We start from the raw sequence: 16,169 nt of genomic DNA, 5'->3' as shown, positions 1-16,169 counted from the left end.
TCGGACCCGCGTGGTGGGATGGGATCACTCGGCGAATCGGACAGAAGAGGAGCGGCATTCGGTGAGGCGTCCCGCAGCGGTCCGACTGGTGCGCACCGTCCGGCCCACGCCCCCGCCGGTCCGCCTCGACGACTCCCAGCAGCGCGCCGTCGAGCACCGGGGTGGGCCGTTGCTGCTGCTCGCGGGGCCGGGCACGGGCAAGACGACGACGCTGGTCGAGGCGGTCGCGCACCGGGTCGAGCACGACGGGCTCGACCCCGAGCGGGTGCTGGTGCTGACGTTCAGCCGGCGCGCGGCCGCCGAGCTGCGCGAACGCATCGCCCGCCGCCTCGGCCGCACCATCCGCGAGCCGCTGGCCCGCACGCTCCACTCCTATGCGTTCGGCCTGCTCAGGCGCGAGGCCATCGCTCAGGGCGAGCCGTCGCCGCGGCTGCTGGGGGGTGCCGAGCAGGACGTCCTCATCCGCGAGCTGCTCCGCGGCGACGTCGAGGAGCTGGGGGCCGACTACTGGCCCGACCACCTGCGCCCGGCGCTGCTGACCCGCGGGTTCGCCGCCGAGCTGCGCGACTTCCTCATGCGCGCCGTCGAGCGCGGCATCGGCCCCGACGACCTCGCCGCGCTGGGCCGCGCCCACGGCCGCGACGACTGGCAGGCCGCCGCCCGGTTCGCCCAGCAGTACGGCGGCGTCACGGCGTTCCGCTACCCGCCCACCTTCGACCAGGCCGAACTGGTCCGCGCCGCCGCCGGCCTGCTCCGCGACGACCCCGACCTGCTGGCGCGCGAGCGGCAGGCGCGCGCCGTCGTCGTCGTCGACGAGTACCAGGACTCCGATCCCGCGCAAGAGGACCTGCTCGGGCTGCTGGCCGGCGGCGGGCGCGAGCTGCTCGTCGTCGGCGACCCCGACCAGTCCATCTACGGCTTCCGCGGCGCCGAGCCCGAGGCGATCCGCCGCTTCGCCGACCGCTTCCCCGCCGCCGACGGCTCACCCGGCGAGGTCATGGCGCTGACGGTGTCGCGACGCTGCGGCCCGCGGTTGCTGACGTCGTCGCGGCGGGTGGCCGTGCGGCTCGGCGGGCTCAGCCGGCACCGCGAGCTCCGCCCGGCCCCGCCCGCCGACAACCCATCGGGGGTCGACGGCGTCAGCCCTCCGCTCAGCGACGGCGACGACCGCGCCACCGTGCACCTGCTGGCCAGCGCCAGCCAGGAGGCGGCGTTCGTCGCCGGCCGGCTGCGCGCGGCGCACCTGCTCGACGACGTCCCGTGGGGGTCCATGGCGGTGCTGGTGCGCAGCGCGTCCGCCATCCCGGTGCTGCGGCGCGCCCTGGCAGGCGCCGGCGTGCCGGTCAGCGTGCGCACCGAGGACGTGCCGCTGGTCGACCAGCCGCCGGTCCGCGCCCTGCTGACGGTGCTCGAGCTCGCCACCGGGCTGCGCGAGCTCGACGTCGAGACCGCGCTCGACCTCATCACTGGGCCGCTCGGCGGGGCCGACGCGCTCGCCGTCCGCCGGCTGCGGCAGGAGCTGCGCGCCCACGAGCTCACCTCGGGCGGCGGCCGGGCCTCCGGCGAGCTGCTGGTCGAGGCCATCACCACCCCCGAAGAGCTGCGCTTCCTCGACGACCACGCCGTCGCCCCGGCCGCCCGCGTCGCCGGCCTCCTCACCGCCGCCCGCGAGGCCGCCGACGCCGACGGCGCCACCGCCGAGGACGTCCTGTGGGCGGTCTGGTCGGGCTCGGGGCTCGAGGCGCGCTGGTCGCGCGCCGCCCTCTCCCGGGGACGGGCCGCGCCCGCCGCCGACGCCGACCTCGACGCCGTCGTCGCACTGTTCGACGCCGTCGCCAAGTTCGTCGACCGCATGCCCGGCGCGGGGCCGGCCGGGTTCGCCGAGCACCTGCGCGACCAGCAGCTCCCGGCCGACACCTACCGTCCCGGCGGGCCCCAGACGGCCAGCGTCGCCATCCTGACCGCGCACGCCGCCAAGGGCCTCGAATGGGACGTCGTCGTGGTCGCGGGCGTGCAAGAGGGCGTCTGGCCCGACGTCCGCGAGCGTGGCAGCCTGCTCGGCACCGAGTCGCTGGTCGACCTCGTCGCCCACCGCGACGACTCCGCCGTCACCCGCGCCAGCGCCCGGCTGGCCGAGGAGCGCCGGCTGTTCTACGTCGCCGTCACCCGGGCCCGGCGCCGTCTGTACCTCACCGCGGTGTCCAACGAGGAGTCGCAGCCGTCGCGGTTCCTCGACGACATCGACCCGCTGCCGGCCGACGGCGCCGTCGAGCGGCTGGTCCAGGCGCCCGGCCGCGGCCTCGACCTCCCCGCCGTCGTCGCCGAGCTGCGCGGCGTCGTCTGCGATCCCGCCCAGCCCGAAGAGCGGCGGCGCGGTGCGGCGCACCAGCTGGCCCGGCTCGCCGCCGCCGGCGTGCAGCAGGCCGACCCCGACGACTGGTACGGCCTGCGGCCGGTCTCCGTCACCGACCCCCTCGGCCACCCCGACCTCCCGGTGCGGGTGTCGCCGTCGAAGGTCGAGGAGTTCAACCGGTGCGAGCTGCGCTGGCTGCTCAAGGCCTGCGGCGCCACCGACTCCGACCTGCGCCGCGCGGGCGTCGGCTCGCTCATCCACGACCTCGCCGAGCGCGCGGCCGTCGAGGGCTGGTCCGATGACAAGCTGCTCACCGAGCTGGACAACTCGTGGCCGGGCATCGACGCCGGCGAGGGCTGGGTCGCGGCGCGCGAGTACACCCGCGTGCGCGACATGGTGCAGCGGCTGGGCCGCTGGCTGCGCGACAACCCGCGCACCATGGTCGGCGCCGAGCTCGACTTCGACGTCCGTGTGGGCGACGCCCGGCTGGTCGGGCGGGTCGACCGCCTCGACGCCGACGGCGACGGCCGGCTGGTCGTCGTCGACTACAAGACCGGCGTCTCCGCACCCACCACGAATGAGGTGGCCGAGCACGCGCAGCTCGCGGCGTACCAGCTGGCCATCGTGCACGGCGGGTTCGACGGCGCCACCGGCGGCGAGCGGCGCAGCGGCGGCGCCAGCCTGGTCCAGCTCGGCAAGGACGCCAAGGGCCAGGCGAAGGAGCAGCTGCAGGGCGCTCTGCCCGACGACGACGAGCCCACCTGGGCACACGACCTCATGGAGCGCACGGCCTCGGGCATGCGCCAGCCGGCGTTCCGGGCCGAGAAGGGCGGCTGGTGCGGATTCTGCCCGGCCCGGCCGTCCTGCCCGGTCTGGCCCGAGGGCGAGCAGGTGACGCCGTGACGACGACGACCCTCTCGCCCACGGAGCTGGCCCGCCGCCTCGGCCAGCCCGACCCGACGCCGGAGCAGGAGGCGGCCATCGCCGCGCCGCTCGCGCCGGGCGTCGTCGTCGCCGGCGCCGGCTCGGGCAAGACCGAGACCATGGCGGCGCGCGTGGTCTGGCTGGTCGCGTCCGGCCTGGTCCGGCCCGAGGACGTCCTCGGCCTCACGTTCACCCGCAAGGCCGCCCGCGAGCTGGCCGCCCGCATCCGCCGCCGTCTGTCGCAGCTGGCCGCGCGCGGGCTGGTGCCGCCCGACCTCCTCGACGGCGAACCGACGGTGCTCACCTACGACGCCTACGCCGGGCGCATCGTCGCCGAGCACGCCCTGCGTCTCGGCCGCGAGCCCGGCGCGCGACTCATCACCGAGGCCGTGGCCTGGCAGTACTCCCAGCGGGTCGTGTCGGCCTACGACGGCGACATGGACGCCGTCGGCTACGCGCCGTCCACCGTCGTGCAGAAGGTCCTCGACCTCCACAACGAACTGGCCGGGCACCTCGTCACCCCGCCGCAGATCCAGGAGTACACGGCCGGCCTGCGCGCGCACATCGAGTCGCTGCCCAAGGCCAAGGCACAGCGCACCAAGGACCTGCTCTACGCCGACGTCGCCAAGGGCCTGGCCGTCCAGGACGCCCGGGTGGCGCTACTCCCGGTGGTCGAGGAGTTCCGGGCCCGCAAGCAGGCCGACGAGGTCCTCGACTTCGCCGACCAGGCCGAGCTCGCCGCCACCCTGGCCGACCGGTTCCCCGAGGTCGGCGAGGCCGAGCGGGCCGCGTACGGCGTGGTGCTGCTCGACGAGTACCAGGACACCAGCCACGCGCAGCTGGTGCTGCTGCGGTCGCTGTTCGGCGGCGGCCACCCGGTCACGGCGGTCGGCGACCCGTGCCAGTCCATCTACGGCTGGCGCGGCGCCAGCGCCGGCACGCTGACGTCGTTCCGCCGCGAGTTCCAGGCGATCGGCGACGACGGCGGCAGCGGCGGCCTGGCCCGGCTCGACTCCCTGACCACGAGCTTCCGCAACGGCGCCGAGATCCTGCAGGTCGCCAACCGGCTGTCGCAGCCGCTGCGCGCCCAGGGCCTCGACGTGCCCGAGCTGACGGCGTTCGCCGGGCTGCCGCCGTCCACCGTCGTCGCGTCGCTGCACCTCACCGCCGACGACGAGGCCGCCGACGTCGCGCGCCGCGCCCGGGCGTTCTGGGACGCCTCCGACGACGGCCGCACGGTGGCGGTGCTGGTCCGCAACCGCAGCCAGATCCCGCGGCTCGAGTCGGCGCTGCGGGCCGTCGACCTGCCGGTCGAGGTCGTGGGCGTCGGCGGCCTGCTGGCCACGGCCGAGGTCGGCGACGTCGTGGCCACGCTGCGCGTCGTCAACGACCCGTCCCGCGGCGACGCCCTCATGCGGCTGCTCACGGGGTCGCGCTGGCGCATCGGGCCGCGCGACCTCGACGCACTCGCCCGCTGGGCGCGGCGGCTGGGCCGGCCCGACGGCGACACCGGCGGCGGGCGGCCGGGGCGCGGCCAGGCGGCCGACGGCATCGCGCTCGACGAGGTCGACGAGCTGAGCATCGTCGACGCCCTCGACGCGCTGCCCCAGGGCGACGGCTGGTTCTCGCCCGACGGCGGGCGCCGGCTGCGCACGCTCTCGGCCGAGCTGCGCGAGCTGCGCACCCGCACCGGCCAGTCGCTCACCGAGCTGGTCCACGACGTGCAGCGCACGCTCGGCCTCGACATCGAGCTGGCGGCGCGGCGCGGCCCGGGCGGGCGAGCCAACCTCGACCGCTTCCTCGACGTCGCCGCCGAGTTCGAGAACCGCGACGCCGGCAGCACGCTCTCCGGGTTCCTGGCCTACCTCGAGGCCGCCGAGACCGCCGAACGCGGCTTGGCGCCCGGCGAGGTCGAGGTCTCCGGCGACCGCGTCCAGGTGCTCACGGTGCACGGCGCCAAGGGCCTCGAATGGGACGCGGTGTTCGTCACCGGGCTGGTCGACAAGATCTTCCCGTCCGGCGGCGAGAAGCAGCGGGCCTGGCTCGGCGACCCGGGCGACCTGCCGTACGCGCTGCGCGGCGACGCCGGCTCGCTGCCGCCGCTCGACCTCTCGGGCGCTGCCGACCAGGTGGGCGTCCGCGACGCCGTCGACGCGTTCTACGGCGACGCCGCGGCGGCGGCCCGGCTCGAGGAGCGCCGGCTGGCCTATGTCGCCGTCACCCGGGCCCGGCACATGCTGGTCTGCTCCGGCTACGTCTGGGACGACGCCGTCCGGCCACGTGAGCTGTCGATGTTCCTGCACGAGATCAAGGTGGCGTGCCAGGACGGCGCCGGCGAGGTCGGCGTGTGGGTGCAGCCGCCCGAGGACGACGACACCAACCCGCTCACCCAGAACGTGCGCGAGCTGCGCTGGCCCTACGACCCGCTCGGGCAGCGGCGCGCGCTGCTCGAGGACGGCGCCGCGCTCGTCCGCTCCCAGCAGGGCGCCGTCGACGGCGTGCTCTTCGATCCCGAGCAACCGGCCACCGAGTGGGACGCCGAGGTCGAGCGGCTGCTGGCCGAGCGCGAGCGCCACTCCTCGCTGCGGCCCATCGACGTCGCGCTGCCCGAGCACCTCTCGGTGTCGCAGCTCGTGGCGCTGCGCGAGAGCCCCGAGGGCCTGGCCCGGTCCCTGCGCCGTCCCGTGCCGCGCCCGCCCGCCCCGCTGGCCCGCCGGGGCACGCTGTTCCACTCGTGGCTCGAGTCGCGCTGGGGCGCGCCGCGCCTGCTCGACGTCGACGAGCTGCCCGGCTTCGCCGACGACGGCGCCGCGCCCGACCGCGAGCTGGCCTCGCTGCAAGAGGCGTTCCTGGGCAGCCACTGGGCCGGGCGCACCCCGGTCGAGGTCGAGGCGCCGTTCGAGCTGCTGGTCGCCGGGGTGCTGCTGCGCGGCCGGGTCGACGCCGTGTTCGGCACCGAGCAGGGCGGCATCGACGTCGTCGACTGGAAGACCGGCCGACCGCCGGCCACCGACGAGGAGGCCGCGGCCCGCACCGTGCAGCTGGCGGCGTACCGGCTGGCGTTCGCCCGGCTCTACGGTCTGCCGCTCGACCACGTCGGCGCCGCGTTCCACCACGTGCGCCAGAACGTCACCGTCCGCCCCGCCGACCTCATGGCCGAGGAGGAGCTGACGGCGCTGGTGACGGCCGTCCCCCAGGCGGAGGACTGAGGGGCCGCGGCGAGGTGGGGCTATCGAGCTCGCCGCGGCCCAGTTCCTGGCGGGAACGAATGGGCCCACGATGGTCGCCGGACCCCGCTGCCCTGCAAGGCGCTGGTCCGGCGACCATCGCGCTCCCGCTGCTCCGTCCCCGTCGAGCTGCGCGGGAGCCGTTGTCCCCGGCCGCTGCGCGAGTGTTGCGGCCACGGGACCTATGCCCACCACTGTGGTCAATTGGGGGGTAATCGGCCAGGTCACGCGGCGAAGTGTGACGATCGACCAGATTCTGTGACGGGGCAAGCATCGGGTCCTGCGGGAACGGCCGATCGGCGCACGTGACGGCGACGCGTCACCACGAGCGGGCCGGACGGCGTGCGGATCGCCCGGGGAACCGCCGAAGTGCGCATCATACCTGTTCGCGGGCCGTTTAGCAGTAGAAATGACTCGTTGTCTCGGTCTCGGAGATGCCCCTTGATCGGCATGCCCGCGCGGGCGACACTCCTGTCTCGTGACCCCCGCACTGAAACCGCTCCGCCGCATCGCCGCCTACGCCGTCTGTCTCGACGCGTCCGCGCGCGTGCTGCTGATCCGCGAGTCGGTGAAGTCGGGGACGCCGGGGGTCTGGACCCTTCCGGGCGGCAGCGTCCTGCACGGCGAGCACCCGCGCGACGCCGTCGTGCGCGAGGCGGCCGCGGAGTCCGGGCTGCTGCTGCGCGCCGTCACGCCCATCGACGTGCTCGCCGACACCCGAGCCCGGCCGCACCGCGAGGTCACGCTGCACACCGACCGCATCCTGTTCGAGGCCGAGGTCATCAGCGGCGAGCCGGAGCCGCTCTCGCCCATGGTCGACGACGTCCGCTGGGTCAGCCTCGACGAGGCGGCGACGCTGCAGCTGCGCCCGTTCGTCGCGCAGGTCCTCAAGCTCCCGCTGTCGACGACGGACCTGCCGCCGGAGCAGATGCCCGAGCTTCCCGGCTTCCACATCCAGCAGGCGCCCGACGGCCGCCACACCGTGCAGCGCTTCGCCGCGTACGGGCTGGTCCGCGACCCGCACGGGCGCATCCTGCTCACCCAGGTGGCCGAGGGCTACCCCGACGCCGGCTGCTGGCACCTGCCCGGCGGCGGCACCGACTTCGGCGAGCAGCCCTCGCAGGCGCTGCTGCGCGAGCTGCACGAAGAGACCGGGCAGATCGGCCGGGTGCGCCGGCTGCTCGGTGTGGCCAGCCACCGCGAGCCCGAGCAGCTGGGCCCCGAGGGCTTCGCGATCGATTGGCACGGCGTGCGCCCCTACTACGACGTGGTGGTCGACGAGCCCGCCGAGCTGGTGCTGGCCGACGTCGGCGGCTCCACCGTCGGCGCCCGCTGGTTCGACCCGGCCGAGGTGGTCGCGCTGGCGCTGACCGCCGTCACCACCGAGGCGCTGCGCGCGGCCTCCTGACGCCGTCCGTCCCGCTGTGAGCTGCGGGTTTAGGAATCATTGACGTCTTAGCCGTGACTATTGACGCGGTATTGAGATCGATCTGTTGACGTCGAGGTCATCCATCGGTTGACTCGCTTGTCACCTGGTTTTTCCAGGGTTGACACCTTTCTCCCCCATGCCGTGCAGAAGGGAGTCCACATGTCCAGATCGAGACGCCTGGGCCTGGTAGGAGCGGCGGCGCTGCTCCTCGTGGCCGGCCTGCTGGTGCCGTCGCAGGCTCAGGGAACCGGGGTCGAGCGCTACCGCGTCGAGGGCCTCGACTCGCCTGTCCGGATCAACGTCGACGAGTGGGGCGTGCCGCACATCTTCGCCCGCAGCTCCGAGGACGCGTTCTTCGCCCAGGGCTGGAACGTCGCCCGCGACCGGCTGTTCCAGATCGACCTGTGGCGCCGCCGCGGGCTCGGGCAGCTGTCGGAGGTCTTCGGACCGGATTACGTCGAGCAGGACCGCGCCGCCCGCCTGTTCCTCTACCAGGGCGACATGGAGGACGAGTGGGCCGCCTACGGCGAAGGCGCCGAGGAGATGGCCACCCGGTTCGCCGCCGGCATCAACGCCTACATCGACTGGCTCGAGGACAACCCCGAGGCGCTGCCGCCGGAGTTCCGGCTGCTGGACTACTTCCCGGACAGGTGGGCGCCGGAGGACGCCGTCCGCAACCGCACGCACGGTCTCACGCGCGGCGTCAGCAACGAGGTCTCGCTCGCCCGCGGACTGGCCTGCCGCGGCCGCCTCGACCTCGACCCGCTGCGGGAGCGCTACGAGCCCGACCACACCACCCGGGTGCCCGAGGGGCTCGACCCCTGCAGCATCCCCGCCGACGTCCTGGACGTGTACGACCTGGCGACGTCGTCGGTGCGCTTCACCGGCGACGCGGCGCGCCCGCTGACCGTCGAGGACCGCCCCGACTTCGAGCCCGGCAGCAACAACTGGGTGGTGTCGGCGGACAAGACCGCGACCGGGCGGCCGATCCTGGCCAACGACCCGCATCGCGCGCACGAGAACCCGTCCCTGCGCTACATCACGCACCTGAGCTCCCCGGAGCTGGACGTGATCGGCGCCGGTGAGCCCGGTCTGCCCGGCATCTCGATCGGGCACAACGGGACCGCCGCGTTCGGCCTGACGATCTTCGCGGTCGACGAGGCGGACCTGTACGTGTACGAGCTCGACGAGACCAACGAGCGGTACCTGTACCAGGGCGAGTGGGAGCCGTTCGAGGTCCGGCCGACCGAGATCGACGTCCGGGGCGGCGGCACCGAGACCCACGACCTGGTCTTCACCCGCCACGGCCCGGTCACGCTCGTCGACGAGGAGAACCACCGCGCCTACGCGGTGCGCACGGTGTGGACCGAGCCCGGCACGGCGCCGTACTTCGGCAGCTCGGGCTACATGAACGCGCGCAGCTGGGACGACTTCACCGACGCCATGTCGCGCTGGGCCACCCCCGGCGAGAACCAGGTGTACGCGGACGTGCACGGCGACATCGGCTGGCAGCCCGGCGGGAAGGCGCCGGTCCGGGTCGGCTTCGACGGTCTGTTGCCGGTGCCCGGCGACGGGCGGTACGAGTGGGCCGGCTTCCGCGGCATCGAGGAGTTCCCGTCGCTGTTCAACCCGCCGGAGGGGTTCGCGGCGACGGCCAACCAGTTCAACGCCCAGGACGACAGCCGGTTCGGGTACATCTGGTCCGACCCGATCCGCAAGAACCGGATCGACGAGGTGCTGGCCGCCGACGACGACCACACGGTGCAGGAGTCCGCGGCGCTGCAGAGCGACATCCTCAACATCCGCACCCGCGAGATCATGGGCATGGCCGGCGCCCTCGATCCGGCCGACCCCGTGACCGCGCAGGCGCTGGAGTTCATGCGCGGCTACGACTTCCGCGAGGAGGTCGGCTCGCCGCACGCCCTGCTGTACCGCGGCTACTGGGAGACCCGCATCAACCAGGCGGTCAAGGCCGAGCTGGTGGCGCCGGACGATCTCGACGAGTTCGGCAACCTCGACTGGCTCGTGGTCGAGGACGCGCTGCGCGACCCCGAGGCCTGGTTCGACGGCGGCGCGGCGACCCGCGACGAGCTGCTGCTGACCAGCCTGCGCGACGCGTTCACCGCCGCCCAGGCCGGGCACGGCGACGACCCGTCGCAGTGGGCGTACCGCGGCGTGACGGTGGGCTGGAACCACCGGCTCGGCGACCTGATGCCGGACTGGGACATCCCGTCGGTGCAGATGCCGGGCAGCGGCGGCAACCCGCTGGCCAGCGCCGCGGCGTCGTTCAAGATGGTGCTGGACGTCGGCCGGTGGGACAACTCGATCGCGCTGAACGTGCCCGGCCAGTCCGGGGTCCCGGGCAGCCGGCACTACGACGACCTGGTCGAGCGGTGGTCGACGTGGGACTACTTCCCGCTGCTGTACAGCCGCGGGGCCATCGAGCGGCACACCGAGCAGCGGATCATGCTGGTGCCACGCCACGACCGGGGCTGATCCCACCCGCGGCCGACCCGGGCTCGCGCCTCGTCCGGTTCAGGACGAGGCACGAGCCTCGCCGTTCTCGCCGTTCTCCGGCGGCGTCATGGCGTCGTCGAGCCAGCGGCGCAGCTGCGGCTCGGTGAGCTCGGGCGCGCGGGCCAGGGCGACGGCCTCGACCGCGACCCGGGTGGCGGGGCCGAGCCGCCGGGTGCGCCGGGCGATGACGCGCGCCTTCGCCAGCGTGATGCGGCCGTCGTCGAGGGCCGCGAGCGTGGCGGGCAGGCCGGTGACGAGGTCGACGGCGAGGGTGACGAGCTCCGTCGCGGTGTCGAGGTCGAGGTGCAGGGCCTCGGCGATGGTGACCGGCGTGGCCGCGCCGCCCGGCGGCTCGGCCCGCGAGGCCAGCTCGGCGATGATGCGGGCCTGCATGGCGTCGAGGTGGGAGCCCTGGCGCTGGTAGGCCGCGGCGACGCGGGGGAGGTCGCGGCGGGGGAGCGCGGGCGGGTCGAACGTCTCGAGCACGGCGTTGAGGACGGTGCCGGGGGCCAGGCCGGCCCAGGCCGCGCTGGGGTGATCTCCGGGGCGGATCATGTCCGCAGCGTATCGCACACCTGTTCGAAGTCGCGACCGGATCCGGATGCTCTCACGAACCTCGCAGCTGCTGGCGCACGCGGGCCGCCTCGCGCGTGAGGTGGTCGCGCTCGGGCACGCTGGTGGCGGCGTGGGCGGCGTCGGCGTACAGCTCCGCCGCCCGCGCGAGGTCTCCCGACCGCTCGCACAGGTACGCCGCCACCGCGGCGTAGCGCGGGAGCTCGGGATCGACCCCGTCCAGCGCGGCCAGGCCGGCCCGCGGCCCGTCGGCCTCGCCGACCGCCACCGCCCGGTTGAGCCGCACCACGGGGCTGTCGCCGGTGAGCGGCAGCAGCTCGTCGTACCACTCGACGATCTGCACCCAGTCGGTCTCCGCCGCGCTCGGTGCGTCGGCGTGCAGGGCGGCGATCGCGGCCTGCGCCTGGTACTCGCCCAGCCGATCGCGGGCGAGGGCCGCCTGCAGGACCGTCACGCCGTCGGCGATCAGCCCGGTGTCCCAGCGGGACCGGTCCTGCGACCCGAGCGGCACCAGGCGGCCGTCCGGGCCGGTGCGCGAGGCGCGCCGTGCGTGGTGCAGCAGCATGAGCGCGAGCAGCCCCGCGACCTCGGGCTCGTCGGTCAGCGCGGCGAGCTGGCGGGTGATGCGGATCGCCTCGGCGGCGAGGTCGACGTCGCCCCCGTAGCCCTCGTTGAAGACGAGGTAGAGCACGCGCAGCACCGTGGCGAGGTCCCCGGGCTGGTCCAGCGGCAGCCCCTCGAGCTTCCGCTTGGCCCGGCTGATCCGCTGCGCCATGGTCGCCTCGGGGACGAGGTGGGCGGCGGCGATCTGCCGGGTCGTCAGGCCGCCGACCGCGCGCAGCGTCAGAGCGACGGCAGAGGCCGGCGGCAGCGTGGGGTGCGCGCACAGGAAGTAGAGCCGCAGGGTGTCGTCGCTGGAGGGCGCCGGTCCGGCAAGCGGCTCGGCGTCGACCGCGACCTCCCGCCCCCGCCTCGAGGCCTCGGCCCGGGTGGCGTCGACGAACTTGTGCCACGCGGCCGTGACGAGCCACGCCTTGGGGTCGCGGGGCGGATCGTCCGGCCAGGTCGCCAGCGCCCGGATCAGGGCCTCCTGCACGGCGTCCTCGGCCGACGCGAAGTCGGCGCCGCGCCGCACGAGGATCCCGATGACCGCGGGGACGAGCTCGCGCAGCAGCGCCTCGTTCACTCCGTGCCCAGGAGCTGCTCGGTGAACAGCGGCCGGACCTCGAGCCACTCGCGGCCCGGCTCGCCACCGGCGCAGGGAGCGGCGGACAGCTCTCCGGCCAGCTCGACCGCCCGCTCCCACGAGTCGACGTCGATCAGCATCCAGCCGGCGACGAGGTCCTTGGTCTCGGCGAACGGGCCGTCGGTGACCGGCGGGCGGCCCACGCCGTCGTGGCGCACGAACGTGCCCTCGGGGCGCAGGGCACGCTCGTCGACGAACTCGCCCGTCTCGACCAGCCGGGCGGCGAAGTCGCGCATGTACTGGATGTGCGCGTCGACGTCCTCGGGCGCCCACTGGTCCATCGGCGGCTGTGGGGAGACGGCGTCGGGTCCGCCCCTGTAGTGCTTCAGCAGCAGGTACTTCACGGTGATCCTTCCTGGTCAGGCCTGCCCGGCCTTCCGAGCGACGAGCTCCTCGACGTTGCTGGGCAGGGTGGTCTCGAAGTCGATCAGTTTCACCCACGTCGGGGTCACCACGACCCGCACCATCTGGTCGTACAGGGCCCGGACACCGGCCTCCCACTCGACGCGCTGCTCGGGCGTCATCTGGTAGGTGCTGTTCATCTCCATGTACTCGTCCGGGATGCCGTCGACGACGTCCAGCTCGGCCGTGCCGCGGATCAGCAGCACCTTCGGCGGGTGCACCTCGGTGTCGATGGTCAGCGCGACGGCCGGGTTGCGGCGCAGTGCGTCCAGCTTCGCGGCGTTCGTCGACGTGCACATGACGACCTCGGTGCCGTTCCAGGAGAACCCGATGGGGACGACGCGGGGGGTGCCGTCGGCGGCGACGTAGGCCAGCCGGGCGATGTCGCGGGCCAGCAGCTCCTGGCTGTACGGGCGGTTCAGGATCTCGGTGATCTGGTTCGGCTGCACTGTCATCACTCCCGTCGGCGGGTGGCCCTCGTGGCCACTCGTACCCCGGGGACGGAGCCGGTTCGCCGTTCTCGACACCTCGAGCGAAGAAGTTCGAAGAATCTTCTAGCCCGCCGGGCGCAGCACCGCCAGCACCGGCCGGTGGTCGCTGCCGCCGGCGGCGCCGAGCACGCTGAACGACACGACCTCCCAGGCCCGCGCGTCGGCGAGCACGTGGTCGATGGGCGCGCCCGCCCACCACGGCCAGGTCGCCGGCCAGGTGCCGACGGCGGCAGCGTCGCGTTCGGCCGCGGCGTCGGCGCACGGCGCCAGCGAGCGCAGCGCCGGGTGGTCCAGCGTCGCGTTGAAGTCGCCGGCGACGATCGAGCCCTCGGCGCCCTTGCACCGGCGCACGGCCCAGACGGTGTCGTCGCGCCAGCGGGCCATCGCGTCGCCGGTGGGCGGCCAGGCGTGCACGGCGGTGATCGGCGGGCCGTCCGAGCCCGGCTCCGGCCGGACGGTGAACGAGCCGAGCCCGCCGGACGGGTCCGGCCGCGGCTCGCCGTACGTCCCCAGCGACGTCGCCACCAGCAGCCCCGTCGCCGAGGTGATGCCGGCGTCGACCTGGTGGTGGAAGACCTGGAAGCCACCACCCGCCAGTGTCGCGGCGCGCGACGTCGTCTCCGCGGAGGTCTCCGGCAGCACGACCACGTCGGCGCCGTAGGTCGTGATCAGGCCGGCCACGACCTCCGGGCCGGCGCCGTCGTACAGGGTGTTGAAGGCGAGCACCTGCACCTCGCCCTCGCCGGACGTCGACGACGCGGCCGACGTGATCCGGTCGGACCAGACGCCCCGCGACCACAGCACGCCGGCCGAGAACACCGTCGCGACGGCGACGACCCCGGCGACCGCCGCCAGCGGCCACCGGGCCGGCCGGACGACCAGCGCCAGCACGGCGACGCCCACGGCGGCGGCACCGCCGGCGACCACCGTCAGGCCGCGCAGCGCCACCACCTGGGCCGGGCCGTAGACGCCGGCCATGCCGAACGCCTGCGGCCAGACCACCAGCACCGCGAGCAGCGCGGCCGCCGCGGCCGATCCGGCCGGCCACGCCCAGCCGCGCGGTGTCACGCCGAGACGGAGTCCAGCGCCAGCTCGACCATCTCGGCGAACGTGCGCTCGCGCTCCTCGGCCGACGTCTCCTCGCCGGTGACGAGGTTGTCGCTGACCGTGCAGACGGCCATGGCGCGGGCGCCGAACTTCGCGGCCAGTGTGTACAGGGCGGCCGCCTCCATCTCGACGGCCATGACGCCGTACTGCGTCAGCCGGTCCCGCAGCTCGGGACGGTCGTGGTAGAAGGAGTCGGTGCTGAAGACCTGCCCGACGTGGTACCGGGCGCCGACGGCCTCGGCCTTCTCGACGTAGGCCCGCACCAGCGAGAAGTCCGCCGTCGGGGCGTAGTGGAAGCCCTCGAAGCGCAGTGCGTTCATCGCCGAGTCCGACGCCGCGGAGACGCCGATGACGAGGTCGCGGACGCGGACGTCGGCCAGCAGCCCGCCGCACGACCCGACGCGCAGCAGGTTCTTCACGCCGTACTCGGCGAGCAGTTCGTGGACGTAGATCGAGATCGACGGCTGGCCCATGCCGGTGCCCTGGACCGAGATGCGCTGACCCCGGTAGGTGCCGGTGAAGCCCAGCATGTTGCGGACCTGCGTGTAGCAGGTGACGTCGTCGAGATACGTCTTGGCGATCCACTCGGCACGGAGCGGGTCGCCCGGCAGGAGGACGGTCTCGGCGATCTCGCCGGACGCGGCAGCGATGTGGGTGCTCACGAGTGGAAACCGTATCCGGCGTAGGGTCGTGGGTCGTGCACGAGGCCTATGTCTTGCCCGGACCCCTCGCCCTTTCGCGCTCCACGGTCGACCGCGCCGCCGACCGCCGCGCCGACGCCGCCTGGCTGGACTCGCTGTGGGCCGACGCCGCCACGCGGGTGCTGCTGGTCGGCGACGGCACGGTGCCGGTCGACGGCGACGGCCTGCGGTTCGTGTCGCCGGCCGACGCGCCCGACGGCGACCGCCTCCTGCTCGGGCTCGACGACGGCGTGGCCTTCGTCGCCGTCCACGTCGGCGAGAAGCCCGACGGCGGCGCGACGCTGCGCGAGGTCGGCGCGGCGCTCGGCGACCGCGACGCGGGGCTCGCCGTCCACGCCATCGCGCTGGCCAACTGGCACGCCACGCACCGGTTCTGCCCGCGCTGCGGCGGCCCCACGCGCTCCGAGCAGGGCGGGCACGTCCGGGTCTGCGAGCTCGACGGCTCGCAGCACTTCCCGCGCACCGACCCCGCGATCATCGTGCTGGTGGTCGACGAGAAGGAGCGCTGTCTGCTGGGACGCTCGGCGGCCTGGCCCGGGAAGCGGTTCTCGACGCTCGCCGGCTTCGTCGAGCCGGGCGAGACGCCGGAGCACGCCGTCGTGCGCGAGCTCTACGAGGAGGCCGGCGTGCGGGTGACGTCGTGCACCTACGCCGGAGCCCAGCCGTGGCCGTTCCCGTCCAGCCTCATGCTCGGCTACTACGCGAGCGCGGCCGGCGAGGAGCCGACGCCGGACGGCGAGGAGATCGCCGAGGCGCGCTGGTTCAGCCGCGACGAGCTCACGGCCGCCATGGAGAGCGGCGACGTGCTTCCGCCCAGCGGCATCTCGATCGCCCGGAAGCTGGTCGAGGGGTGGTACGGCCGGCCGCTCCCGGTGGACGCCACCTGGCGTTAGCCGTCAGCCGTCAGCCGGCGATGGCGGTGAGCTTGGCCTTCACCTGCGACGGGCTGGGGTTGGTCAGCGCGCTGCCGTCGGAGAACACCAGGGTCGGCACGACGGCGTTGCCCTGGTTGAGGCTCATGACGAGGTCGGCGGACTTCGGGTCGGTCTCGATGTCGACCTCGTGGAAGGTGATGCCGTCGCGGTTCAGCGCCGTCTTGAGCCGACGGCAGTAGCCACACCAGGTGGTGCTGTACATGGTGAACTGCGACATCGACGCTCCGCTCTCGACATATCGTTGACGTGACAGCCAGTTCAACA

At 74.3% G+C, this 16,169-nt stretch carries 12 protein-coding genes; 5 read left to right on the top strand and 7 right to left on the bottom strand.

The features are described from left to right. The first annotated feature begins 61 nt into the window (after positions 1-61). The 4 genes from HD601_RS02065 to HD601_RS02050 all read left to right on the top strand — a co-directional run bounded on the left by HD601_RS02065 (position 62) and on the right by HD601_RS02050 (position 10,429). Positions 62-3,256 carry a UvrD-helicase domain-containing protein gene (locus HD601_RS02065; protein WP_221440470.1) on the top strand — a complete coding sequence of 1,065 codons (3,195 nt, stop codon included), beginning with the start codon at positions 62-64 and terminating at the stop codon, positions 3,254-3,256. Further along, the gene (locus HD601_RS02060; protein ID WP_184818861.1) at positions 3,253-6,486 is read left to right on the top strand and encodes a UvrD-helicase domain-containing protein; all 3,234 of its coding nucleotides are present in this window, start codon (positions 3,253-3,255) and stop codon (positions 6,484-6,486) included. Before HD601_RS02065 ends, HD601_RS02060 begins: the two co-directional genes overlap by 4 nt. A gap of 496 nt (positions 6,487-6,982) precedes the next feature. Beyond that, positions 6,983-7,912 carry an NUDIX domain-containing protein gene (locus tag HD601_RS02055; RefSeq protein WP_184818859.1) on the top strand — a complete coding sequence of 310 codons (930 nt, stop codon included), beginning with the start codon at positions 6,983-6,985 and terminating at the stop codon, positions 7,910-7,912. A gap of 180 nt (positions 7,913-8,092) precedes the next feature. Beyond that, positions 8,093-10,429: a penicillin acylase family protein gene (locus tag HD601_RS02050; protein ID WP_184818857.1), complete on the top strand. Its 2,337-nt coding sequence runs from the start codon at positions 8,093-8,095 to the stop codon at positions 10,427-10,429. A gap of 39 nt (positions 10,430-10,468) precedes the next feature. Here HD601_RS02050 and HD601_RS02045 read toward each other — a convergent pair whose 3' ends face one another. From HD601_RS02045 to deoD, 6 genes are all read right to left on the bottom strand, one after another. Then, positions 10,469-11,005 (bottom strand): DUF222 domain-containing protein, encoded by a 537-nt coding sequence (locus HD601_RS02045; protein WP_184818855.1) that lies wholly within the window; start codon positions 11,003-11,005, stop codon positions 10,469-10,471. A 52-nt stretch (positions 11,006-11,057) separates the two neighbouring features. Then, entirely contained in the window at positions 11,058-12,209 is a 1,152-nt protein-coding gene (locus tag HD601_RS02040; protein ID WP_184818853.1) for a DUF6596 domain-containing protein, read from the bottom strand. Further along, on the bottom strand, positions 12,206-12,613 hold the full coding sequence (locus tag HD601_RS02035; RefSeq protein ID WP_184818851.1) for a YciI family protein: 408 nt from the start codon (positions 12,611-12,613) through the stop codon (positions 12,206-12,208). Before HD601_RS02035 ends, HD601_RS02040 begins: the two co-directional genes overlap by 4 nt. Before the next feature lie 15 nt (positions 12,614-12,628). Continuing rightward, positions 12,629-13,120 (bottom strand): pyridoxamine 5'-phosphate oxidase family protein, encoded by a 492-nt coding sequence (locus HD601_RS02030; RefSeq protein WP_184829368.1) that lies wholly within the window; start codon positions 13,118-13,120, stop codon positions 12,629-12,631. 105 nt (positions 13,121-13,225) lie between these two features. Continuing rightward, on the bottom strand, positions 13,226-14,230 hold the full coding sequence (locus HD601_RS02025) for an endonuclease/exonuclease/phosphatase family protein (RefSeq protein WP_184818849.1): 1,005 nt from the start codon (positions 14,228-14,230) through the stop codon (positions 13,226-13,228). Further along, positions 14,227-14,931, bottom strand: coding sequence for a purine-nucleoside phosphorylase (deoD, locus tag HD601_RS02020; RefSeq protein ID WP_184818847.1), 705 nt, complete (start codon positions 14,929-14,931; stop codon positions 14,227-14,229). The genes HD601_RS02025 and deoD overlap by 4 nt, the downstream gene beginning before the upstream one ends. 35 nt (positions 14,932-14,966) lie before the next feature. Between deoD and nudC the strand changes: the two genes are divergently transcribed. After that, the gene (nudC, locus tag HD601_RS02015) at positions 14,967-15,863 is read left to right on the top strand and encodes an NAD(+) diphosphatase (RefSeq protein WP_221440468.1); all 897 of its coding nucleotides are present in this window, start codon (positions 14,967-14,969) and stop codon (positions 15,861-15,863) included. 10 nt (positions 15,864-15,873) lie between these two features. On the opposite strand, the gene HD601_RS02010 is transcribed toward nudC, so the two are convergent. Further along, positions 15,874-16,122 (bottom strand): mycoredoxin, encoded by a 249-nt coding sequence (locus tag HD601_RS02010; protein ID WP_184818845.1) that lies wholly within the window; start codon positions 16,120-16,122, stop codon positions 15,874-15,876. Between the last annotated feature and the right edge of the window lie 47 nt (positions 16,123-16,169).

It is taken from the genome of Jiangella mangrovi (assembly GCF_014204975.1).
Lineage (GTDB): Bacteria > Actinomycetota > Actinomycetes > Jiangellales > Jiangellaceae > Jiangella > Jiangella mangrovi.
The sequence above is the reverse complement of the archived record's forward strand: the minus strand, read 5'-3'. Positions and strand labels throughout refer to the sequence as shown.

What these genes read in the sequence shown, in the direction of transcription:
- HD601_RS02050 (WP_184818857.1), top strand. Translation starts at nt 8,093, where the DNA reads ATGTCCAGATCGAGACGCCTGGGCCTGGTAGGAGCGGCGGCGCTGCTC.
- HD601_RS02045 (WP_184818855.1), bottom strand. Translation starts at nt 11,005, where the DNA reads ATGATCCGCCCCGGAGATCACCCCAGCGCGGCCTGGGCCGGCCTGGCC.
- HD601_RS02010 (WP_184818845.1), bottom strand. Translation starts at nt 16,122, where the DNA reads ATGTCGCAGTTCACCATGTACAGCACCACCTGGTGTGGCTACTGCCGT.